This window comes from Aeromonas sp. MaB10011B, from assembly GCF_017939325.1.
Lineage (GTDB): Bacteria > Pseudomonadota > Gammaproteobacteria > Enterobacterales > Aeromonadaceae > Aeromonas > Aeromonas caviae.
Window position 1 is genome coordinate 23,169 of sequence record NZ_JAGKRK010000022.1, and the last position, 22,849, is coordinate 46,017.

Consider the following 22,849-nt stretch of genomic DNA (forward strand, 5'->3'; position numbering starts at 1 on the left):
GCCTTGATTTTGCCCAACAATCGATACGCTTTCTTTTGATACAACCTCCAGGTATCTAACAGTCAGGAGTCTCCCTATGGGACTGGGTGGCATTCATATCTGGCATCTGCTGATCCTGCTCGTGGTCGTCGTCGTGGTGTTTGGCAGCAAACGCCTGGCTGGCGCCGGTGAGGATCTGGGCACTGCCATCAGGGATTTTCGCAACGCCTTGCGCGACGATGACAATATCCGGAATAAGTAGGAGTGAACGTATGTCTGTAGACGAGAAAGTGGAACTGAACGAGACCTGTGACAGTTGCGGCTGTTTCGCCGAAATTGGCACCATCATCGGCGAAGGTGACGACGTCATGGAGCTGGTGATCGAGGCCGCTGCAGAAGCCGACGCCCGCGAGAAATTTGCAGCTTACGAGGCGCTGGCCAAGCAGGTCACTGCCGAAGCCAAAAGCAGCAGCGAGCTGAGCCGGGGCCCGGATGGCGTGATCCTGAAGGCCCGCCTGCAATTCACCTGCACCGCCGAGAAGCTGATCTTCGAGATGCGCGCCCGCTCCCTCTGAGATCGTGATGACACGGCAGGCTTGCCTGCCGTCTTGCTCTGCCCCTCGCATTTTCCCTCCCTTTGCGTTGTATAGTGAGTTATCCCACGGACGATCCGTTTTCCGTCCGGCATGCGCCGATCGGCAGAAGATCCCGCGACGCCCCATGACTTGGCGCAGGCGCCTTCTCTGACAGACCCGACGGTGCGCACCGGCCCACAGCGAGGTGGTTAAATCATGATGCGGCGATGGATCTGGGCCCTGCTGGCTCTCTGTTCTCTCCCTCTGCTGGCGGCAGATCTCAAGCCGCAGTTGCTGCCCCAGGCCGGTGATCTCGAACACATCCTGCAAAAAAAAGAGCTCAGGGCCCTGGTGGTCTATGAGCGGGGGTTTTTCTTTTTCGACAAGGGAGCCCAGTACGGCATCCTGGTCAATCAGCTTCAGGGATTCGAGCGCTGGTTGAACCAGACCTACCTGGCCAAGGAGAAGCTCAAGCTCAAGATCATTTATATCCCGGTGCGCCAGGACAAGCTGCTGGACTATCTGGCCGAGGGGCGCGGGGATCTGGTGGCCGCCAACCTGACGGTCACCCCCACCCGGCGCGAACAGGTGACCTTCTCCCAGCCGCTGATCGCCCCCATCGAGGAGTGGGTGGTGAGCCAGCGGGAGCTCCCTGCCTTCAATCGCATCACCCAGCTGTCCGGCCGGCGGATCTGGGTGCGAGCCAGCTCCAGTTATTTCGAGAGCCTGCACCAGCTCAACTGGCTGTTTCGGGAGCTGGGGTTGCCCCCGGTCTACATCGAGACGGTTCCCGAATACCTGCAGGACGGGGACCTGCTGGAGATGGTGTCAGCCGGGATCATTCCGCTGACGGTCACCGACAGCTTCAAGGGGCGGATCTGGCTCGACATGATTGGCGGCCTCAAGGCCCACAGGCTGATTCCGCTGCGGGACAAGGGGCGAAGCGCCTGGGCCCTGCGCAACAACAGCCCGGAGCTGCTCAAGGCGGTGAACGCCTACATCTCGGAGTCGAGCAAGCGGACCCTCTACAGTGACATGACATTGCGCCGCCTGCTGGCGCAGAGCGACCGCATGAGCAACATACTGGCGCCGGACCCGCTGGGGCGACTGTCGACCATTCGCAAGGTACTGGAGGCCCAGGCGGACAAGTATCAGCTGGACTGGCTGATGCTGGCCGCGCTGGCTTACAAGGAGTCGGGGCTCAATCCCAATGTCGGCTCTCACCGGGGGGCCGTCGGCATCATGCAATTGCTGCCGAGTACCGGCAAGGAGGTGGGGATCCGCGGCGCCAGACTCACCAGTCTGGAGGGCAATGTGGAGGCGGCCTGTCGCTACATGCGGCTCATCCTGGACACCTACTTCAATGATCCCGGGATGGACAGGCTCAATCGCCATCTGTTCGCCCTGGCCGCCTACAATGCGGGTCCGAACCGGGTCCAGGCATTGCAGGCCAAGGCGGCCGACAAGGGGCTGGATCCGAACGTCTGGTTCGGCAATGTGGAGCAGCTGGTGGCCAACGACGTGGGCCAGGGGCCCATCAACTACGTTGGCACCATCTACAAATACTACGTGGCCTACCGTTTCAGCCTGCCCCAGCTGGAGGGCAAGTCAGAGGCCATCGAGGCGGTGCAGCCCTGAGCCTGTCAATGCTGGCCGGGGAGGGGATCCTCGTGATGCTGCGCAAGGGGTTCCCAGCCCAGATCCCGGTGCTGCTGGTACCAGGGCATCAACAGCCTGGCCGGGGTGGGATCCGGTTGGCTGGCATGGGGTCTCTGACTGAGAGAGGGGTGGTCGCGCAGTTCCATCATCGGCTCCTTGACACTGGGCTATCGGGTCGGTTGTCTGGGTTATGCCACCATCAGATGACAGGGAGATGACCCTTGATCCCCGCCGACTTTGCCTTGCTCGCCGATCCCGGCGCCGCCCTGAAGGCCCGATGCCAGTTGATCCGCCAGGCTCGCCACCGGATCCTCGCCCAGTATTACAGCTGGGAAGAGGACAGCAGCGGCAAGCTGCTGCTGGCGGAGCTGGTGCGGGCGGCCCGGCGCGGAGTGGTGGTGCAACTGCTCATCGACGATCTCTACGGTGGGGAGAACCGCTTTCTGGAGGCGGTGGCGGCGGAACCGGGCATCGAGGTGCGCCTGTTCAACCCCTTCTGGCTGCGGGGCTGGCGTCCCCTTACCTTGCTGCTGGAAGGGGTGCTGAGCTTTCGCCGCATCAATCACCGGATGCACAACAAGCTGCTGCTGGTGGATGGCAGCCAGGCGGTGATCGGCGGGCGCAATATTGGTGATCGTTACTTCGGGCTGGGGATGCCGCCTCACTTCATCGACCTGGATCTGGTCTGCCGCGGCCCCCTCTGTCAGCAGGCCGAGCAGGGGTTCGCGCTGTTCTGGCACAGTCGCTGGAGCCACCCGGTCCGTCGCCTGTTGAGACGCCCCTTGCTGCCAACCGAAACCCGGGCCCTGAACGATTTCCTGCTGACCCTGACCGACCCCGCCATGGCGGCCGCCTATGATCTGCCGGCCACTCTGTTTGATGAGTGCCCCGTTCCCCTTTGCTGGCATCCAGGGCGAGGGCAGTGCTGGTTCGATCGCCCCGGCAAGGGGCTGGTCGCCCGGCCGACCACGGCGCCCCTGCTGGGACGCATGCTGGCGAGCAATCAGGGGACCCTGAGGTTGGTGAGCCCTTACCTGATCCTGACACGGGGGCTGCGTCGCCGGCTCAAGGGGCAGCGACGGCAGGGGGTCGACATCGAGATCCTGACCAACTCCCTGGCCAGCACGGACGTGCCCCTGGTCTATGGCGCCTATCGACGTCACCGCCCCTGGCTCGAGCGTCAGGGGGTCAACCTGTTCGAGCTGACGACGGAGGCGTTCAGTCTGCATGCCAAGCTGATCCTGATGGGGAAGGAGGAGGCGCTGCTCGGCAGTTTCAACCTGGATCCCCGCTCCCTGATGCTCAACACCGAGTTGATGCTGCATCTCCATAGCCCGAGGTTGTGCGACGAGTTGCAGCAACTCATCGATGGCTGGTTGCAGCAGGCCGTGCACCCGGTGGCGGCGTCCCCCTCTGCATGGCGGCGCCTGCTGGCGCAATTGAGCGATTGGTTACCTTTGCATCGTTGGTTGTGAGTGGGATCCGCCTTGTGCGAGATCTCGCAAAGCCTTGTGCGCCTTCGAGGATAACGTTTGCCATCCAAAAACGGGACTGGATTGCATCGTATTGTTTTTAATCGATTTATATTAAGGGCGCCGTAACAATCCAGGCTCCTCGACTGCATAGAGGTGCGTGTAGAACGGTTTTTTATTTTATTTAACTGCGTAGTATCTCGAGTGCAAGGACAAACACGGCGGCTGGTCTGCCGTGTGGGTGACGGCAACAGGGGAAATGGGCCAACCGGATTGCTCCGGCAGGCGAGGCGGATCGGGAGCGGAAACCCGTGATGCCAGACAGACCCCCGTGGTTGCGGGAGCCCAATATGGAACATGCTATTTGCGAGGGGGTGACATGCGAATGTTGCCCCATTTTTTTATGCCCGCCGTCCGTTTGCCCAATCAAAAGACCGCCTGCTGGCGGTCTTTTGCGTGATGTCTCGGCGATCAGGCGAGGCCCGCCAGCAGACGACTCCAGTTGCGCTTGGCAACGAGGAAACCGTCTCGCAACGTGCGGTACTCCAGTTGCAGCCTGAGCCTGTCGTAGCGTGCGAGGGCTGTGCGCTTGCGCTGCTCCAGCAGTGACTTGCGGCTGGCATAGTAGTGCTGGATCTGCAGGCTCAGCTTGTCGTACTCCTCCTGCAGCAGTGCCTGCCAGCGTTCCCTGTCATCCTGCTTGTGCACTCTGGCCTGGGCGCGCTTGAGCTGCATCTCCAGCCTGGCCTGTTCGATGCGTTCCTCCGGGCAGGATCTCAGGTCTTTGGCGAGCCCGCACCAGGCGGTTGTGCGGATCAGCCACTTGGTGGGGTCGAACTGCCACCACTGAATGCCGTTGCGGTAGTCGTTCTCGAACAGGTGATGGAAGTTGTGATAGCCCTCGCCAAAGGTGAAGAAGGCCAGGATGCCGTTGTCCCGGGCGCTGTTGCGATCCGTGAACGGTTGGCTGCCCCAGATGTGGGCCAGGGAGTTGATGAAGAAGGTGGTGTGATGAGTCATCACCATGCGCAGCACCCCGGCCAGCAACATCATGCCGAGCAGATCCCCGTGCAAGAGGCCGAGCAGCAGCGGAATGCCGATGTTGGTGACCAGGGCCAGGGCGAGATAGTGCCTGTGCTGGAAGGCGACCACGGGGTTGTTTTGCAGGTCGCGCACATTGCTGTAGTCGTGGTAGGTATCGCGCTGGTATTCCCGCAGCATCCAGCCGATGTGGGAGTACCAGAAGCCGCGACCCGCACTGTAGGGATCCTTCTGGTTGTCATCCACGTGGCGGTGGTGGCGGCGATGATCCGAGGACCAGTGCAGCGCCGAGTTCTGCAGGGCTAGCGCGCCTCCGATGGCGAAGATCCATTGCAGGGCCGGGTGCGCCTTGTAGGACTTGTGGGACCAGAGCCTGTGGTAGCCGGCGGTGATGGAGATGCCGCAATAGCAGAACAGCAGCAGGAAGCAGAGCCACTGCCAGAGGTCGTAGCCCTGGCTCAGTCCATACCAGGGGACCGCTATCAGTGCCGTCAGCCCGGAGAGGGCGAACAACAGGGTGTTGGTCATGATGATCGGGGGGCGGTCCATTTCACTCGGCTCCTTTCAGCGAACAGCTGTTCACTATTCTCCATTGAGCTGGAATGCGGGTCAATGGTAAAAAAGTCGGAGACAAACCTGATCCCGGCCCCGCCTTCGGGTTATCATCTGGCCTCGCTAATCTCAAGGTGACTGTTTTCGTGGGTATTCGCGCGCAACAAAAAGAAAAAACCCGGCGTACGCTGATCGAGGCGGCGTTCAGTCAACTCTGCGCCAACCGCAGTTTCTCCAACCTCAGCCTGCGGGAAGTGGCCAGAGAGGCGGGCATAGCGCCGACCTCCTTCTATCGCCACTTTCGGGACATGGAAGAGCTGGGGCTGACGCTGGTGGACGAGGGAGGGCTGACCCTGCGCCAACTGATGCGCCAGGCGCGCCAGCGCATTGCCGGTGGTGGCAGCGTCATCAGCACCTCGGTGCAGACCTTCATGGAATTCGTCGAAAACAACCCGAACATCTTCCGGCTGCTGCTGCGCGAGCGCTCCGGCACCTCGGCTGCGTTCCGTCAGGCGGTGGCCCGGGAGATCCAGCACTTCATCGCCGAGCTGACCGATTATCTGGAAGCCACCACGCAGGCGCCACGGGAAGAGGCCTATATCCAGGCCGAGGCCATGGTGACCATTGTCTTCAGCGCTGGTGCAGACGCCCTCGACATGACTCCGGAAGAGTGCAAGGCACTGTCGGAGCGCACCATCAGCCAGTTGCGGATGATCGCCATGGGCGCCGAGGTGCAGAACCGCAAGCGCCACGAATCTCTCACATAACGCAAGGATGGACAGCCTCATGCATGAACCGAACGCGATTCCGAAGAAGCCCCTGGTGCTGGCCCTGCTGATCGGTATCTGTGGCGATGCCTTCCTGTCGGCCTTGATGGAGTCGGTCGTCCCCTTCTCCTTCTACCCCCTCATCGCCCTGTTGCTGGCGGCCAGCCAGCTCTATCAGCACTATCGCCATGAGCCCATGGTGGGCAACACACCCAGTTGCATCCTGCTCTGCTTCTTTATCGGCGTGTTCGGCCATTCTGCCCTGGTCAAGGTGCAGTACCCCGAGCTTGGCAGCAACTTCTTCTCCCTCATTGCCATGCTGCTGCTGCTCGCCGCTCTCTCCATCAAGCTGGGAATCAGCCTCGGAAAAACGCAGAAGGAGTGACGAATCACTCCTTCTGGTCGGGCCGGGGGTGGCCTAGTCGGCCCTGGGGGGAGTCTCTCCCTTCTTCCTGGCGTCTATGATGGCCTGCAGCTTGGTGCGGATATCCATCATGCCGAACACCCCGAAGATCAGCACCTGGGTGAATTCGAGACGAGTGACCGCGAAGTAGGGTTTGCATGCCGCCTTGATCATGCTGGCCTGTACCCAGTGCATCAATATCACGATGACGCCGCACACCGGCAGAAAGCCGTTCAGTTTGCCCGGCAGGGTGCCCAGCAGGGCGAGTGCCACACCGAACCAGAAGAACAGCAGCACCCCCATCGCCAACAGATTAAACACCCGCTTCATCGTTTACCTCCCGTACATAGAGTTGATAGCAGGCCTGATGTGATCGACCTGCTTGTCCTTGAGCCGTTGTCCAAATTGACGGAGAAGGGGACTGTGCCCATCTCCCCTTTAAACAGCAGCGTCATGCTTGGTGTCCCGCAGATAGAGCTGATAGCAGACCTGACCCGCCTGCTTGTCCTTGAGTAGTTTCCAGCTGGCGGGCAGCGTCAGATCGGCCATCTCTTTTTCCCGCTCCAGATAGATGAGGGCATCGGATGCCAGCCAGCCGCGTTGCTCGAGCAGCTCGCACACCTGGGGCAGCAGCTCGCGACGAAACGGTGGGTCCAGAAAGACCAGATCGAACGGCGTGGCCGTGCCTTGCAGCCAGCTCACGGCATCGGCCTGGATCACCTGCCCCTGGCTGCTGCCCAGGGTCGTCAGGTTCTTCTTGAGCTGGTCGGCGGCGCCTCTGTCCATCTCGATCAGGGTGACCTGTTCGGCATAGCGGGACAAGGCTTCCAGCCCCAGCCCGCCGCTGCCGGCGAACAGATCCAGGCAGCGGGTACCGCGCACGTGGGGAGCCAGCCAGTTGAAGATGGTCTCCTTGACGCGATCCGTGGTGGGTCTGAGCCCTTCCACATCCCTGACGGGGAGTTTGCGCCCCTTCCATTGGCCGCTGATGATTCGTACCACGCCCGCTCGCCCCTGGGGGGCCGGGCTCTTGCTCGGGCTGTTACGGCTGGATTTCACTCTGGGCATCGCGTTTCGTCGTCAGAAAATAAAGTGATAGTATAAGGCGGTTCATTTTTATGCCGACCCGCCGAGGGACGGCTATCTTAGCAGTCAGCCTTTGATGTGAGTATTTTTAGATGGCAAAAGGTTTGTTTTCCTGGCTGGGTTTCGGCCGCAAGAAAGAAGAGGCTGAGGCCGTTCCATCGCAGGCGCCCGACGCTACCCCGGCGGTAGTCGAGTCGGAGGCCGCCGCTGTTCCCGCGCCTGTCGCCGATGTTGCCCCGGCTGATGCCCCCGCCGCCAAGCCCGAAGCGCCGCTGAGCGGCCCTGACGAAGGCCCCCTGGTTGTGGAAGAGCCGGAGGGCGAGCTTGAGCCCGTCATCGTCAATGAGGCCTTGATCGCCACCGAAGCTCAGGTCGCAGACGAAGCCATTGTTGCCGCCGAGGCTCGCGCTGCGGAAGAGGCTCGCATCGCTGCCGAAGCCCGCGCCGCAGAAGAAGCCCGTATTGCCGCCGAGGCTCGCGCTTCGGAAGAAGCTCGTATTGCCGCCGAAGCCCGCGCTGCGGAAGAGGCCCGTATTGCCGCCGAGGCTCGCGCCGCGGAAGAAGCCCGTATTGCCGCCGAAGCCCGCGCCGCAGAAGAAGCCCGTGTTGCCGCCGAAGCCCGTGCCGCGGAAGAAGCTCGTATTGCTGCCGAAGCCCGCGCTGCGGAAGAAGCTCGTCTTGCCGCCGAAGCCCGCGCCGCAGAAGAAGCCCGTGTGGCCGCCGAAGCCCGCGCTGCGGAAGAAGCTCGTATTGCTGCCGAGGCACGCGCCGCAGAAGAGGCTCGCATCGCTGCCGAAGCCCGTGCAGCAGAAGAAGCTCGTATTGCCGCCGAAGCTCGCGCTGCGGAAGAGGCTCGTATTGCCGCCGAAGCTCAGGCTGCCGAGGAAGCTCGTGTCGCCAAAGAGGCCCAGCGAGCGGAAGATTTGCGTCTGGTCGCCGCGATGGAGGCTGAGGCCGCCGCTCTGGCCGCTCTGCCACTGGCCGCCAAGGTGGACGACGACACTCAGGAGAAGCCGCAGCGGGAGGGCTTCTTTGCCCGCCTCAAGCGCAGCCTGGTGCGTACCAGGGAGAATATCGGTTCCGGTTTCTTCGGCCTGTTCAGCGGCAAGAAGATCGATGACGATCTGTTCGAAGAGCTGGAGACCCAGCTGCTGACCGCCGATCTTGGCGTCGACACCACCACCCGTATCATCGAGGGGCTGGTACAGCACGCGGACCGCAAGCAGCTCAAGGACGCCGAGGCGCTCTACGGTCTGCTCAAACAGGATATGGGCGAGATGCTGGCCAAGGTCGAGCAGCCCCTGGTGATCGACACCAGCAAGAAGCCTTACGTCATCCTGATGGTTGGCGTGAACGGCGTCGGCAAGACCACCACCATCGGCAAACTGGCCAAACAGTTCCAGGCCGAGGGCAAGAGCGTGATGCTGGCCGCTGGCGATACCTTCCGTGCTGCCGCCGTCGAGCAGCTGCAGGTGTGGGGTCAGCGCAACAACATTCCGGTGATTGCCCAGCACACCGGTGCCGACTCCGCCTCCGTCATCTATGACGCCATCGAGGCAGCCCGCTCCCGCGGGGCTGACGTGCTGATCGCCGACACTGCCGGCCGCCTGCAGAACAAGAGCAACCTGATGGAGGAGCTCAAGAAGGTGGTGCGGGTGATGAAGAAGCTGGACGATGCGGCACCCCACGAGATCATGCTGACTCTGGACGCAGGCACCGGCCAGAACGCATTGAGCCAGGCCAAGCTGTTCAGCGAGGCGGTGGGCCTGACCGGCATCACCCTCACCAAGCTGGACGGCACTGCCAAGGGTGGTGTCATCTTCGCGGTGGCCGACAAGTTCCAGATCCCGATCCGCTACATCGGGGTGGGCGAGGGGATCGACGATCTGCGCCCGTTCGTCGCCAACGACTTCATCGAGGCGCTCTTCAGCCGCGAAGAATAAATCCGGCCGACATGAGTCGGCCCGGCCGTGACGAGCACGTGTTCCATACCCCGACTCCGGTCGGGGTATGTCACTATGAGAGCGCAGGTATGGCTCATCCGGGCAAGGATGACATGCGGCATGGTTGCGACCGGTGTTGTCATCCAGGTGTTGTGCCGGTACGGGGGAGTGAGCGCCCCATGCTTTATCCCGGTCGGGGTTTGTCAATCTCAGGGAACCGTTATGATTCGTTTTGACAAGGTCAGCAAGGTCTACAGTGGCGGTCATCAAGCGCTGCAAAAGGTCAGTTTTCACCTGCGCAAGGGGGAGATGGCCTTCCTGACCGGCCATTCGGGGGCGGGCAAGAGTACCCTCCTCAAGCTCATCAGCGTGATGGAACGGCCGACCGACGGCCGCGTCTTCTTCCACGGCGATGACGTCAGCCACATCCAGCGCAGTCAGATCCCCTACGTGCGCCGCCAGATCGGCATGATCTTCCAGGATCACCGCCTGCTGATGGATCGTACCGTGTTCGACAACGTCGCCCTGCCCCTGGTGATCGATGGCTACAGCCATGGGGACATCAACAAGCGGGTGGCGGCGGCTCTGGACAAGGTCGGGCTGCTCGGCAAGGAGCGCTACCAGCCGCGCATGCTCTCCGGTGGTGAGCAGCAACGGGTCGGCATCGCCCGCGCCATCGTCAACAAACCCCCCCTGCTGCTGGCGGACGAGCCGACCGGCAACCTGGATCCCCAGCTTTCCATGGACATCATGCGCCTGTTCGAGGAGTTCAACCGCTTCGGCGTCTCCGTACTGATTGCCACTCACGATCTGGGGCTGATCGCCCGGATGCGCTACCGCACCCTGACCCTCAAGGCGGGTCGCATGTATTCGTCCGGGGAGGATCGCTGATGGCTATTGTTCGTCATAAACAGCCGCCGTTGCGTCGCTTGATGATGTATGGGGTGGATCACGTGCGCCAGGCCTTTGCCAGCCTGGGTGAGCTGTGGCGCAACCCGCTCGCCTCCCTGATGACCCTGGCGGTACTTGGCGTGAGTCTGGCGCTGCCTTCCTGTTTCCACGTATTGCTGAAGAATGCCGAAGTGGTAGAGGGGAGCTGGCAGACCAGCTCCCAGATCTCCCTCTATCTGCGCAAGGATCTGCCGGAGCAGAGCATCCTCGATATGAAGCAGCGGATCCTGCTCTATCCGGAAGTGGAGTCCGTCACTTATATGAACCGTGACGAGGCGCTCAGGGAATTTCGGGAGATCTCCGGTTTCGGTGATGCCCTGGATTATCTGGACAGCAACCCGCTGCCGCCGGTGCTGAGCGTGATCCCGGATCCGCGCTGGCAGAATCCCGAAGGGGCCGCCGAGCTGCTTGCCAAGCTGGAGAACGAGCCCGGTATCGAGCAGGGCAAGCTGGATCTGCAGTGGTTGACCCGGTTGCAGGGGATCATGAACCTGCTGCGCCACACCATTACAGGTATCGCGGTGTTGCTGCTCTCCGCTGTGTTGCTGATCGTGGGCAACACCCTGCGCCTGAACATTCTGAACCAGCGTTCCGAGATTGAAGTGCTCAAGCTGGTGGGCGCGACCGATGCCTTCATCCACCGTCCCTTCCTCTATACGGGCATCTGGTTTGGGGTCATCGGCGGCATGCTGGCCTGGTGGCTGACCGAGGTGATGGTGATCTGGAGCGAGGGGGTGGTGAAGGAGCTGGCGGGGCTCTACAACAGCAACTTCCGTCTGGTGGGGATGGGGGCGTTCGACGGCTTCAATCTCATATTGCTGGGCGCCCTGCTGGGGTTGATCGCCTCCTGGTTCTCGGTGCACAGGCACATTCGCGACATAGAACCGTCCTGATTAATTTGTCAGCATTTTAAAGCGCTGGATTTTGCGAACTGGATCAAGTAAAAGAGTGGCCCGTTTCTGGCACGGGCCACTTTCTCAGAGTAATCTGAATGGTGTCTGCGCCGAGGATCATATGTGGATCCTCTGAACCTTTTGATTTATCAATGGTCTATTGACTGCAGCAGAATGAATACGGGTATGGCCCCTATGCCTTGCTCGTCTGACTTGGCAAGCATGTGAAGGTTGCGAGCTCCGCAACAATGGACTTAGCATGCTACTTTTCAGGGGTCCTTTACTGTGACCCCTTTTTTTTGACTGTTCATTTATGATTCATGCCGTCAGCCTAAGATAGGCCGGGTTCATGCTGGGGTGATGTATGATGCAGCACGCAGAATGATACTTGGTTGGTAGACACGTCTTCTCAGGGTGTTAGACTGATTCGATTGAAAAGTAAGAGGTAGAACATGGGAACTTCATTGCAACGCACTATGGCTCTGATTCCGCAAGGTAGTCTGGAAGGCTATATCCAGGCCGTCAACTCGATCCCTGTGCTGAGCGCAGAGGAAGAGCGCGAACTGGCGATGCGTCTGCAGCAGGATGGCGATCTCGAAGCTGCACGCCAGCTCGTTATGTCGCACCTGCGTTTTGTCGTTCACGTGGCCAAGAGCTACTCCGGCTATGGCCTGCCTCAGGCCGATCTGGTGCAGGAAGGCAACATCGGCCTGATGAAAGCCGTCAAACGCTTCGACCCGAGCGTGGGCGTGCGTCTGGTCTCCTTCGCCGTGCACTGGATCAAAGCCGAAATCCACGAATATGTGTTGCGCAACTGGCGCATGGTCAAGGTGGCGACCACCAAGGCCCAGCGCAAGCTGTTCTTCAACCTGCGCAAGTCCAAGAAGCGTCTGGGCTGGCTGAACCACGAAGAGGTGCAGGCCGTGGCTGCCGACCTCGGAGTATCCGCTGCCGACGTCACCGAGATGGAAGCGCGCATGAGCAATTACGATCAGGCCTTCGATCTGGTCGGTGACGATGAAGACGAGGGTGGCTTCGCGCCGGTGCACTATCTGGAAGACAAATCTTCCGATCTCGCGGCGAACATCGAGAACGACAACTGGGACAGCCATGCCACCCGTCGCCTGAGTGCGGCCATGGCGACCCTGGACGAGCGCAGCCAGCACATCATCCGTGCCCGCTGGCTCGATGACGAGAGCAAGACCACCCTGCAGGAGCTGGCCGATACTTACGGCGTCTCGGCCGAGCGGGTGCGCCAGCTTGAGAAAAACGCGCTGAAGAAGCTGAAAGATGCCATGGATGCCTGACGGCCTCCTCCGGTAAGAAGCAGGGCCTGATGGCCCTGTTTTTGTTTTGAGGGGATCTGGTCGGCCTTGCCTTGGTTACCCTTGTGTATGGTATGTTGCCGCCACTGCCACAGTAGGGAGAGCAGAAGTGAAACTGTTGAACGACTTGTTTACCAACAACCGCGAGTGGGCGGAACGGATCAAGGCCGAGGATCCCAATTTCTTCGCTACCCTGTCCGCCCAGCAGGCACCCGAGTACCTCTGGATCGGCTGTTCCGACAGCCGGGTTCCAGCCAACCAGCTGATGGGGCTCTTGCCGGGGGACGTCTTTGTCCACCGCAACGTCGCCAACCTGGTGGTGCACACCGATTTCAACTGCCTCTCGGTGCTGCAATACGCGGTGGAGGTGCTCAAGGTGAAGCACATCATCGTCTGCGGCCACTATGGCTGCGGTGGCGTCAAGGCTGCGATGCAGAACCAGGAGCTGGGTCTCATCGACAACTGGCTGCGCAACATCAAGGACGTCTACTTCAAATACGGCGAACAGCTCGAAGCCATCGAGGATGAGCACGAGCGCTTCGACTACCTGTGCGAGCTGAACGTGGCCGAGCAGGTCGCCAACGTCTGCCACACCACCATCATCCAGAATGCCTGGCGCAAGGGGCAGGAGCTGGCGGTGCACGGCTGGATCTACGGCATCAAGGATGGCCTGCTGCATGATCTCGATCTCTGCATCAGCGGCCCTGACCAGATCCCGGACGTCTATCGCGCCTGGCCGGACATGCGTCCGCCCCACCGTCGCCGCTGAGGACCATCCGGTGGCTCCTGCGCTCTACCTTCAGATAAAGCAGCACATCCTGGACGGGATCCGCGAACGCCACTATCAGGCGGGCGACCGGATCCCGACCGAGGCCGCCCTGTGCGAGCAGTTTGCCGTGAGCCGCATGACGGTGAACAAGGCGCTGCGTGAGCTGGTGGCCGAAGGCTGGCTGGTGCGCACCGCCGGATCCGGCAGTTTCGTGGCCGACAGGCGTACCGAGTCGCCGCTCCTGGCGATTCGCAATATTGCAGACGAGATCGCCGAGCGGGGCAGCGAGTACAGCGCGCGGGTGATCCGGCTGCAACGTCAGGCCGCCGACGAGAAAGTAGCGGTACGTCTGGGCCTGCGGGTCGGGGCGCCCACCTTTCACAGCCTCATCGTCCATCAGGCCGATGGGGAGCCGCTGCAACTGGAGGAGCGCTTCGTCGATGCCGAGCGACTGCCCGGTTATGGCGAGCAGGATTTCACCCAGCAGACGCCAAACAGCTATCTGATGGAGATCTGCCCCCTCTCCGAGATGGAGCACGTGGTAGAAGCCGTGTTGCCGAGTGCTGGTGAAGCCGGACTGCTGCAAGTGAGGGTCGACACCCCCTGCCTGCTGCTGCACCGGCGCACCTGGTCAGACGGCTGTCTGGTCTCCTATGCCAGATTGTTGTCGCCGGGTTCCCGCTACAAGCTGAGCTCCAAGACGCGTCTCGCATAATTGTATATACAAATTAAGCATTTAAAAGCCCACCTCTCGGTGGGCTTTTTTGTGTTTACACTCTAATAAAGCCGCTGTTATCAAGATGTGAACTTGATCCTTCCTTTCTTTTCAGAGATCGGCTATAAATTATTGTATATACATTTAGAGGTCGGTATGAACAAGGAACTGTTGAACTGCGAGCGGGTCTGGCTCAACGTGACACCCGCCACCCTGCGCCCCGATCTGGCGGACTACGGCCTGCTGGAGCCCCATGCCCTTGGCGTGCGGGATGGCAAGATCCACGCTCTGGTCCCCATGCAGGATCTCAAGGGCCCCTATGCCGCCTCCTGGCAGGACATGAAGGGGAAGCTGGTCACCCCCGGTCTCATCGATTGCCACACCCACCTCATCTTCGCCGGCAGTCGCGCCGAAGAGTTCGAGCTGCGCCAGAAGGGAGTCCCCTATGCGGAGATCGCCCGCAAGGGAGGCGGTATCATCAGCACGGTGCGCGCCACCCGGGCTGCCAGCGAGGAGCGGCTCTATGAGCTGGCGTTGCCGCGGATCAAGTCCCTGATCCGGGAAGGGGTCACCACAGTCGAAATCAAGTCCGGCTACGGCCTCACCCTGGAAGACGAGCTCAAGATGTTGCGGGTGGCCCGTCGTCTGGGAGAGACGCAACCTATCCGGGTCAAGACCACGCTGCTGGCGGCCCATGCGGTGCCGCCGGAGTATCGCGACGATCCCGACTCCTGGGTCGAGACCATCTGCCAGGAGATCATCCCGGCGGCGGCCGAGGCAGGTCTCGCGGATGCGGTGGATGTCTTCTGCGAGCACATCGGCTTCTCCCTTGCCCAGACCGAGCAGGTCTATCTGGCGGCGGATCAGTACAACCTCGCGGTGAAAGGGCACATGGATCAGCTCTCCAACCTGGGGGGCAGCACGCTCGCCGCCCACTTCGGCGCCCTCTCTGTGGATCACCTGGAGTACCTGGATCAGGACGGGATCCAGGCGCTGGCCCACCGTGGCGTGGTCGCCACCCTGCTGCCCACCGCTTTCTATTTCCTCAAGGAGACCAAGCTGCCCCCGGTCACCGCCTTGCGCAAGGCGGGGGTACCCATGGCTGTCTCTTCCGACATCAACCCGGGCACGGCCCCCATCGTCTCCCTGCGCATGGCCATGAACATGGCTTGCACCCTGTTTGGCCTGACCCCGGTGGAGGCCATGGCCGGGGTGACCCGCCACGCCGCCAGGGCGCTCGGTGAGCAGGAACGGCTGGGGCAGCTCAAGGTCGGCATGCTGGCGGATTTCCTTGTCTGGAACTGCGGCCATCCGGCCGAGCTCAGCTACCTCATCGGTGTCGATCAGCTGGTGAGCCGTGTGGTCAACGGGGAGGAGACCCTTCATGGATAAGTTCAACGGGATCGACATGTCGGTCTGGCAGGGGCGTCAGGATCCCGAAGACGGCAAGCTGGCCCTGCGCTGGCACGATAGGGTGCAACCCTGGCAGGGGAATCGCGAACCCGGCGTGGTGCTGCTCGGCTTTGCCTGTGACGAAGGGGTGCGCCGCAACAAGGGGCGGGTCGGTGCGGCCGGTGCACCGCTGGCGGTGCGCAAGCTGCTGGCCAACACGGCCTGGCATCTGGGAGCCCCCGTCTATGACGGCGGGGATCTGGCCTGTGAGGACGGCGATCTCGATGCCGCCCACGGGCGCTTGGCCGAGCGGGTCGCGAGTGCGCTGGATCAGGGGCACTTCCCCCTGGTGCTGGGAGGCGGCCACGAGGTGGCGTTTGGCAGCTGGAGCGGCCTGAACCGTCATCTTGGCGGCGAAGGACGGGTCGGGATCATCAATTTCGACGCCCACTTCGATCTGCGCATGAAACAGGAGCAGGCGAGCTCGGGCACCCCCTTCTTCCAGATTGCCGAGCAGTGCGCTGCCCAGGGCACCCCCTTTCACTATGCCTGTCTCGGGGTGGCCGAAACCGCCAATACCGCGGCGCTCTTTGCCCGCGCCGAGGCGCTGGGAGTCTGGCACGTGCTGGACGAGGCGATGACGCCGACCGAGCTGCCAGCCTTGCTAGGCGGGCTGGATGCCTTCATCGCCCGTTGCGACCACCTCTATCTCACCATCGATCTCGACGTGCTGCCGGCGGCGGTGATGCCGGGAGTGAGCGCTCCCGCCGCTCGCGGCGTGGAGCTGGCGGTCATCGAGCCGCTCATCGCCCATATCCGGGCCAGCGGCAAGCTCAGGCTCGCCGATCTGGCCGAGTACAACCCGAACCTGGATCAGGACAACCGCAGTGCCCGCGTGGCCGCGCGCCTGGTTCACCAGTTGACCAAGTAGTGGCGCACCGCGCCGCCTGACTGCATCGCTAAACAAGGAGTGTCTATGTCTGTACAACACCAGGATCCCCGCCACGATCCGAGCCGCGTGATCCGTGCTCCCCACGGCACCCAGCTGACCGCCAAGAGCTGGCTCACCGAAGCGCCACTGCGGATGCTGATGAACAACCTGGATCCGGATGTTGCCGAGCATCCCCAGTCCCTGGTGGTGTACGGCGGCATCGGCCGCGCCGCCCGCAACTGGGCCTGCTATGACAAGATCGTCGAGGTGCTGACCCGGCTCGAGGACGATCAGACCCTGCTGGTGCAATCCGGCAAGCCGGTCGGGGTGTTCCAGACCCACAAGGATGCGCCGCGGGTGCTCATCGCCAACTCCAACCTGGTGCCCCACTGGGCCAACTGGGAGCACTTCAACGAGCTCGACAAGAAGGGTTTGATGATGTACGGCCAGATGACCGCCGGCTCCTGGATCTACATCGGCACCCAGGGGATAGTGCAGGGCACCTACGAGACCTTCTTCGCGGTGGCCAACCAGCACTTCAATGGCGAGCCCAAAGGGCGATGGATCCTGACCGGCGGGCTCGGCGGCATGGGCGGCGCCCAGCCTCTGGCCGCCACCATGGCCGGTTTCTCCATGATCGCCGTGGAGTGCGACGAGACCCGTATCGATTTTCGTCTGCGTACCCGCTACGTCGACAAGAAGGCCCACAGCCTGGATGAGGCGCTGGCCATGGTCGAGGAGGCCAAACGCAGCGGTACCGCCGTCTCCGTCGGCCTGCTCGGCAACGCCGCCGACGTCTTCGCCGAGCTGGTGGCTCGCGGCATCACGCCGGACGTGGTGACCGACCAGACCTCCGCCCATGACCCGGTACACGGCTACCTGCCCCAGGGCTGGAGCGTGGCCCAATGGCGCGATCTGCAAAAGAGCGCACCGGACGAGGTCAACGTGGCGGCTCGCCGCTCCATGGCCCGTCAGGTCGAAGCCATGCTGACCCTGCAATCCCGCGGCGCCGCCACGCTCGATTACGGCAACAACATCCGCCAGATGGCGCTGGAAGAGGGGGTCAAGAATGCCTTCGACTTCCCGGGCTTCGTGCCGGCCTACATCCGCCCGCTGTTCTGCGAGGGCATTGGCCCGTTCCGCTGGGTGGCGCTCTCCGGCGACCCGGAAGACATCTACAAGACAGATCAGAAAGTGAAAGAGCTGATCCCGGACGATCCCCACCTGCACAACTGGCTCGACATGGCCCGCGAGCGCATCGCCTTCCAGGGCCTGCCGGCGCGGATCTGCTGGGTCGGTGTCAAGGATCGGGTGCGCCTGGGCCTGGCCTTCAACGAGATGGTGAAGAATGGCGAGCTGAAGGCACCGGTCGTCATCGGCCGTGACCACCTTGACTCCGGCTCGGTGGCGAGCCCGAACCGCGAGACCGAGTCGATGATGGATGGCTCCGACGCCGTTTCCGACTGGCCGCTGCTCAACGCCCTGCTCAACACCGCCGGCGGCGCGACCTGGGTCTCCCTGCACCACGGTGGCGGGGTCGGCATGGGCTTCTCCCAGCACTCCGGCGTGGTGATCGTCTGTGACGGCACCGACGATGCCGCCAAGCGGGTCGGCCGCGTGCTGCGCAACGACCCGGCCACCGGGGTGATGCGTCACGCCGACGCCGGCTACGAGATTGCCATCAACTGTGCCGTTGATGCGAAACTGGATCTGCCGATGATCGACGCCACCGGCAAAGGGGTGAAATAAGATGTTCGAACTGAATCTGCAACCGGGCAAACTCTGCCTCGCCACCCTGCGCCGTGTCAGCCGCGAGCCGGTACACGTCAGCCTGGATCCGGCTGCCCTGGCGGGGATCCACGCCTCCGCCGCCGTGGTCACCAAGGTGATCGAGCAAAACCGGGTGGTCTATGGCATCAACACCGGCTTTGGCCTGCTGGCCAATACCCGGATCCCGGTGGAGCAGCTGGACGAGCTGCAACGCTCCATCGTGCTCTCTCATGCGGCAGGAATTGGCGAGTACATGGATGACGCCACCGTGCGGTTGATGATGGTGCTCAAGGTCAACTCGCTCGCCCGTGGCTTCTCTGGCATTCGGCTGACGGTGCTCGAGGCCCTGATGACCCTTATCAACGCCGAGGTCTACCCCGTGGTGCCGAAGAAGGGCTCCGTCGGCGCTTCCGGCGATCTGGCGCCCCTGGCTCATATGAGCTGCCTGCTGATCGGTGAAGGCAAGGCCCGTCACAAGGGTGAGCTGATCGACGCCGCCACTGCCCTGAAGATTGCAGGATTGGAGCCCATCGCCCTGGCGCCGAAAGAGGGGCTGGCCCTGCTCAACGGCACCCAGGCGAGCACCGCCTTCGCGCTGGAAGGGCTGTTCCATGCCGAGGATCTCTACGCCGGCGCCATCACCATCGGTGCCATGAGCGTTGAAGCTGCCCTCGGCAGCCGCCGGCCGTTCGATGCCCGCATCCACGAGGTGCGCGGTCAGCGCGGCCAGATCGATGCGGCCGCCTGCTACCGCCACCTGCTGGTGGACGGCAGCGAGATCGGCATGTCCCACCACAACTGCGAGAAGGTGCAGGATCCTTACTCCCTGCGCTGTCAGCCCCAGGTGATGGGCGCCTGCCTGACCCAAATCCGTCAGGCCGCCGAGGTGCTGGTGTGCGAGGCCAACGCGGTCTCCGACAACCCCCTGGTGTTTGCCGAGGATGAGGAGATCATCTCCGGCGGCAACTTCCACGCAGAACCCGTGGCCTTTGCCGCCGACAACCTGGCCCTGGCCATCGCCGAGATCGGGTCGCTGTCCGAGCGGCGCATGGCGCTACTCATCGACTCGCGCATGTCCGGCCTGCCGGCCTTCCTAGTGAACAACGGCGGGGTGAACTCCGGTTTCATGATCGCCCAGGTTACTTCGGCGGCCCTGGCCTCCGAGAACAAGACCCTGGCCCACCCGGCCTCGGTGGACAGCCTGCCCACCTCGGCCAACCAGGAGGACCACGTCTCCATGGCCACCTTCGCCGGTCGCCGGCTGGCGGACATGGCCGAGAACACCCGTGGCATCCTGGCGGTGGAACTGCTGGCAGCGGCCCAGGGGCTCGACTTCCGCGCACCCCTGCGCTCCACCGAGCTCATCGAGCTGGCCAAGGGCCGTCTGCGGGAAGAGGTCAGCTTCTATGACAAGGACAGGTACTTTGCACCGGACATCGAGGCGGCCGCCGCCTTGCTGGGCCGTGCCAGCTACAACGACCTGATCCCGGCCGGGACTCTGCCCAGCCTCTGAGACCCAGAGTCTGAGCAACCATAAAAAAGACCGCCCATGGGGCGGTCTTTTCATTTCCGTCTCCCGCGCCTCGCGTCGGGGCCATCGGAAGCGCGCTGCGCAGAGTGGCAGCAGGCAGGTGGTGGCGGCCTTATCCGTGTTCAAACATCCGGAACAGACAAACCACGAACAGCACCGGGGTGAGTGCTGGCAGCCTTATCCGTGTTCAAACATCAGGAACAGGTAAACGACAAACAGCACAAGATGGGTGGCGCCGTGCAGGGCGTGGGTGCGGCCGCTGCTGAAGGTCACTTTACAGACCATGAGGGTGGTGATGAGCAGCACCATGTCGGCAGGGGAGAGGCCCAGGCGCACTTCCTGCCCCATCAGGGAGCCGATGAAGAGCACGGAGGGTACCGTGAGGGCGATGGTGGCCAGCACGGAGCCGAAGTAGAGATTCATGGCCCGCTGCAACTGGTTGTTGAAGGCCGCCTTGATGGCGCCGACCGCTTCGGGAGCCAGCACGATACAGGCGACGATGAAACCACCCAGCGCCATCGGGGCTTCCATCACGTGCACCCCGTAGTTGATGGGGATGGCCAGGGTCTTGGCCAGCAGGATCACTACCACCAGGTAGGCGAGCAGCAAGAGGGTGTGATAGACGTTGCTCTGCAGCGGGCCGTGGTGATCCTCGAGATCCTCGTGATCACTGTCGACGAAGAAGTGGCTGTGGCTGCGGGTCTGGATCAGCAGGAAGACACCATAGAGCAGGATGGAGATGATGATCAGCATCCATGACATGGCCTTGGAGAGGCTGCCCAGGGTGCCGCCCTGGGTGAAGTTCGGCAGGACCAGACAGAGCAGTGCCAGGGGAATGATGGCCACCAGATAGGATTTGACCCCGTCCAGATTGAAGTTCTGGGTGTGATAGCGCCAGCCGCCAAACAGCAGGGTGAAGCCCACCAGACCGTTGGTGACCAGCATCACCACCGCGAACATGGTGTCACGGGCCATGGTGGGATTGGGATCGCCGGTCAGCATGACGGAGGAGATCATCACCACTTCCAGGGAGATGACCGAGAGGGTCAGGATCAGGGTACCGAAGGGTTCCCCGAGCTTGATGGCGAGGGCGTCAGAGTGACGCACGACGGAGAAGATGGCCCAGGTCACGATGGCAAGCAGGGCCAGCGACACCGGCAGGTAGACCGCAAGGGGGGTTGTCTCTGCCAGCAGGTCGCTCCCCAGGGTTTTGAAGAAGAGCAGGGTCAGCAGACCGGCAGGCAGAGCAATCTCTTGTCGGATAAAAGACTTCATAGGCAGTGGTTCTCATCTCGGGGCGGCCTCGGCCGACGGGGTATGGAGCGACTTGGTGCACCCAAGGTGCACAGACCCATGATAAGGGGAGATGCTCCTCATGCGGAGCATCATTTTGTTGCAAAGGGTGAGAGACGGGGCAGATACCGCCTCAGTGCGGGTCGGAGGGGTTGGTTGTCTCGCCCTCTTGCCATGCCATCAGCCAGATCTTCAGTTTGCTCAGGGGCATGGGCTTGGCATAGACGTAGCCTTGGATCAGGTGGACTCCGTGGCGATGCAGGTATTCCACCTGCTCCTGGGTTTCGACCCCTTCGGCGATCATCTCCATGCCCGATTTGAGGCCGAAGGCGATGGTGGCATCCAGCACGCTGCGCTTGAGGTCGTCCGTGCCTATGGTATCCACGAACATCTTGTCGATCTTGATCTGGCGAATGCCGAGCCGTTGCAGGTAGGCAAAGCCGCCATAACCGGTGCCGAAGTCATCCAGCTTGAAGTGATAGCCCCTCTCCTGCAGAGCGGCGATCTCCGCCATGGCCCCCTGGATGTGCTTGATGGGATCCCGCTCGGTGAGTTCGAAGGTGAGGCGGGCCGGGGAGGGCCAGCCATGGCGCTGCAACTGGGTGCGCAGACGAGGTTGCTCGATATGGCCCGCCACCAGATTGACGCTGACCCACTGGTGCGGGGCCAGGACGGGGAGATCCGCCAGGATGCGCTCCAGCAGTTGATCCGTCATCGGCAGGATCAGCCCCTGCTCCTCCGCATAGGCGATGAAGGTGCCTGGCGACACCAAATCCCGTCCTCGCTGCCAGCGCAGCAATGCCTCGAATCCCACCACCCTTCGGTTTCTGCTGTCCACTATGGGCTGATAGAAGGGGATGAACTCCCGCCGAGCCAGCCCTCTTTGCAGCAACCCCTTGAGGGAGCGCCGGTAGTTTCTAAGGCTCCAGTAGAGGGCCGCCAGCAGCGCCCCCAGTGCCCCGGCCGACCAGAGGCCATCGCGGTGTATCTGTGAGCGGGCGTAGCGTTTCAGTGCCTCGCCAGCCCAGAGGGTCTGTTCCACCTGATGCTGGGGGTCGAAACTGAGCAGCCGCATCGGGTTTGCCTCTTCTCGAATGTGCTTGTTGCCACGGGGGAAAAAGAGCCCGGACTGGGTCGGGTGCTTGTGGTTGAACTCCAGGTAGAAACAGTCGTTGCAGGGGGTGCGCAGCAGCTCATGGCTCCAGCTGCTGTCGAGCACCCAATAGGCCAGATTGCCGTTGCGTCTCGCATAGACCAGGGTTTCGCGTTCGGTATCGAACATGGGGGCCGTGCTGGAAATATGAAAGTCGGGGGAGACCGGTATGCCGGCGTCGGCAAGCTGGGGCAGGGCGGGGCCCAGGGTGGAGCAGCCGCTCCCGTTGGCAAGCTGCAGGCCGGCCAGGCGAATATGGCGGTTGTAATACTGGGGTGAGCGCAGCAGCGCCATGTCTTTGGGGCCGCAATCGAAGGCAAAGTGGGCGAGTTGAGCGGGGACATCGTGATCCAGGAGCTGGTTGCGCTCCTGCTGGTAGTCGAGCAGAGCCCTTTCCTTTGTCTGCAACAGGTGGTGAGCCAGCTTGTCGCTCAACAGGGGGGTGAGCAACAGCATCAGCAGCGGGGGCAAACAGAAGAGGCCCAGAGGAATCCATAACGGAGATCGTGCAGACATGGTGGGCCCCCTTCTTCCCTGAAATGAAACAACCCGATTGAGACTCAAGCATCATAGCATTAGCTGCATCGATTTGAGCCAAGTTGGTCACACTTGGAACAAAAACGATAATTAATTGATAAATAAAGGATAT

General features: G+C 62.2%; 22 protein-coding genes. 16 read left to right on the forward strand and 6 right to left on the reverse strand.

Annotated elements, in window-relative coordinates:
- Positions 1–76 precede the first annotated feature (76 nt).
- The 3 genes from tatA (at position 77) to J9893_RS08375 (ending at position 2,192) form a co-directional block, all read left to right on the forward strand.
- The gene (gene tatA / locus J9893_RS08365) at positions 77–241 is read left to right on the forward strand and encodes a twin-arginine translocase TatA/TatE family subunit (RefSeq protein ID WP_010672592.1); all 165 of its coding nucleotides are present in this window, start codon (positions 77–79) and stop codon (positions 239–241) included.
- 10 nt (positions 242–251) lie between these two features.
- Positions 252–554 (forward strand): YfcZ/YiiS family protein, encoded by a 303-nt coding sequence (locus tag J9893_RS08370; RefSeq protein ID WP_010672593.1) that lies wholly within the window; start codon positions 252–254, stop codon positions 552–554.
- 216 nt (positions 555–770) lie between these two features.
- The gene (locus J9893_RS08375) at positions 771–2,192 is read left to right on the forward strand and encodes a lytic transglycosylase F (RefSeq protein WP_010672594.1); all 1,422 of its coding nucleotides are present in this window, start codon (positions 771–773) and stop codon (positions 2,190–2,192) included.
- A gap of 5 nt (positions 2,193–2,197) precedes the next feature.
- Here J9893_RS08375 and J9893_RS08380 read toward each other — a convergent pair whose 3' ends face one another.
- Positions 2,198–2,359, reverse strand: coding sequence for a hypothetical protein (locus J9893_RS08380; protein ID WP_010672595.1), 162 nt, complete (start codon positions 2,357–2,359; stop codon positions 2,198–2,200).
- A gap of 75 nt (positions 2,360–2,434) precedes the next feature.
- On the opposite strand from J9893_RS08380, the gene J9893_RS08385 reads away from it, so the two are divergent.
- Positions 2,435–3,688 (forward strand): phospholipase D family protein, encoded by a 1,254-nt coding sequence (locus J9893_RS08385; protein WP_103858878.1) that lies wholly within the window; start codon positions 2,435–2,437, stop codon positions 3,686–3,688.
- A 468-nt stretch (positions 3,689–4,156) separates the two neighbouring features.
- Here J9893_RS08385 and J9893_RS08390 read toward each other — a convergent pair whose 3' ends face one another.
- Positions 4,157–5,275 carry a fatty acid desaturase gene (locus J9893_RS08390; RefSeq protein WP_103859092.1) on the reverse strand — a complete coding sequence of 373 codons (1,119 nt, stop codon included), beginning with the start codon at positions 5,273–5,275 and terminating at the stop codon, positions 4,157–4,159.
- Positions 5,276–5,424: 149 nt separating this feature from the next.
- On the opposite strand from J9893_RS08390, the gene fabR reads away from it, so the two are divergent.
- Complete coding sequence (gene fabR / locus J9893_RS08395; protein ID WP_010672598.1) at positions 5,425–6,045, forward strand: HTH-type transcriptional repressor FabR; 621 nt, start codon at positions 5,425–5,427, stop codon at positions 6,043–6,045.
- A 19-nt stretch (positions 6,046–6,064) separates the two neighbouring features.
- On the forward strand, positions 6,065–6,430 hold the full coding sequence (locus tag J9893_RS08400) for a YijD family membrane protein (RefSeq protein WP_041212194.1): 366 nt from the start codon (positions 6,065–6,067) through the stop codon (positions 6,428–6,430).
- A 33-nt stretch (positions 6,431–6,463) separates the two neighbouring features.
- On the opposite strand, the gene J9893_RS08405 is transcribed toward J9893_RS08400, so the two are convergent.
- Positions 6,464–6,778, reverse strand: coding sequence for a DUF1145 domain-containing protein (locus J9893_RS08405; RefSeq protein ID WP_010672600.1), 315 nt, complete (start codon positions 6,776–6,778; stop codon positions 6,464–6,466).
- Positions 6,779–6,886: 108 nt separating this feature from the next.
- Complete coding sequence (gene rsmD, locus J9893_RS08410) at positions 6,887–7,516, reverse strand: 16S rRNA (guanine(966)-N(2))-methyltransferase RsmD (RefSeq protein WP_043154418.1); 630 nt, start codon at positions 7,514–7,516, stop codon at positions 6,887–6,889.
- Positions 7,517–7,626: 110 nt separating this feature from the next.
- Here rsmD and ftsY point away from each other — a divergent pair, with 110 nt between their 5' ends.
- The 10 genes from ftsY (at position 7,627) to hutH (ending at position 19,736) form a co-directional block, all read left to right on the forward strand.
- On the forward strand, positions 7,627–9,477 hold the full coding sequence (gene ftsY, locus J9893_RS08415; protein WP_103859093.1) for a signal recognition particle-docking protein FtsY: 1,851 nt from the start codon (positions 7,627–7,629) through the stop codon (positions 9,475–9,477).
- Between the two features lie 222 nt (positions 9,478–9,699).
- Positions 9,700–10,368 (forward strand): cell division ATP-binding protein FtsE, encoded by a 669-nt coding sequence (ftsE, locus tag J9893_RS08420; RefSeq protein ID WP_010672603.1) that lies wholly within the window; start codon positions 9,700–9,702, stop codon positions 10,366–10,368.
- Complete coding sequence (gene ftsX / locus J9893_RS08425) at positions 10,368–11,321, forward strand: permease-like cell division protein FtsX (protein ID WP_029313524.1); 954 nt, start codon at positions 10,368–10,370, stop codon at positions 11,319–11,321. The genes ftsE and ftsX overlap by 1 nt, the downstream gene beginning before the upstream one ends.
- 452 nt (positions 11,322–11,773) lie before the next feature.
- Complete coding sequence (rpoH, locus tag J9893_RS08430; RefSeq protein ID WP_029313526.1) at positions 11,774–12,628, forward strand: RNA polymerase sigma factor RpoH; 855 nt, start codon at positions 11,774–11,776, stop codon at positions 12,626–12,628.
- Between the two features lie 127 nt (positions 12,629–12,755).
- Positions 12,756–13,415, forward strand: a complete 660-nt coding sequence (gene can / locus J9893_RS08435; RefSeq protein WP_010672606.1) for a carbonate dehydratase — start codon at positions 12,756–12,758, stop codon at positions 13,413–13,415.
- Between the two features lie 10 nt (positions 13,416–13,425).
- Positions 13,426–14,130 carry a histidine utilization repressor gene (gene hutC, locus J9893_RS08440; protein ID WP_041212197.1) on the forward strand — a complete coding sequence of 235 codons (705 nt, stop codon included), beginning with the start codon at positions 13,426–13,428 and terminating at the stop codon, positions 14,128–14,130.
- A gap of 156 nt (positions 14,131–14,286) precedes the next feature.
- Complete coding sequence (gene hutI, locus J9893_RS08445) at positions 14,287–15,522, forward strand: imidazolonepropionase (RefSeq protein ID WP_210600130.1); 1,236 nt, start codon at positions 14,287–14,289, stop codon at positions 15,520–15,522.
- On the forward strand, positions 15,515–16,453 hold the full coding sequence (gene hutG / locus J9893_RS08450) for a formimidoylglutamase (protein ID WP_103859095.1): 939 nt from the start codon (positions 15,515–15,517) through the stop codon (positions 16,451–16,453). The genes hutI and hutG overlap by 8 nt, the downstream gene beginning before the upstream one ends.
- Positions 16,454–16,498: 45 nt before the next feature.
- Positions 16,499–18,202 carry a urocanate hydratase gene (hutU, locus tag J9893_RS08455; protein ID WP_049637316.1) on the forward strand — a complete coding sequence of 568 codons (1,704 nt, stop codon included), beginning with the start codon at positions 16,499–16,501 and terminating at the stop codon, positions 18,200–18,202.
- Between the two features lies 1 nt (position 18,203).
- Positions 18,204–19,736 (forward strand): histidine ammonia-lyase, encoded by a 1,533-nt coding sequence (gene hutH / locus J9893_RS08460; protein WP_010672611.1) that lies wholly within the window; start codon positions 18,204–18,206, stop codon positions 19,734–19,736.
- A 195-nt stretch (positions 19,737–19,931) separates the two neighbouring features.
- Here hutH and J9893_RS08465 read toward each other — a convergent pair whose 3' ends face one another.
- Together J9893_RS08465 and J9893_RS08470 are read right to left on the reverse strand one after the other, a co-directional pair.
- Positions 19,932–21,029 carry a calcium:proton antiporter gene (locus J9893_RS08465; RefSeq protein ID WP_010672612.1) on the reverse strand — a complete coding sequence of 366 codons (1,098 nt, stop codon included), beginning with the start codon at positions 21,027–21,029 and terminating at the stop codon, positions 19,932–19,934.
- A gap of 151 nt (positions 21,030–21,180) precedes the next feature.
- Positions 21,181–22,716, reverse strand: coding sequence for an EAL domain-containing protein (locus J9893_RS08470; RefSeq protein ID WP_103858939.1), 1,536 nt, complete (start codon positions 22,714–22,716; stop codon positions 21,181–21,183).
- Between the last annotated feature and the right edge of the window lie 133 nt (positions 22,717–22,849).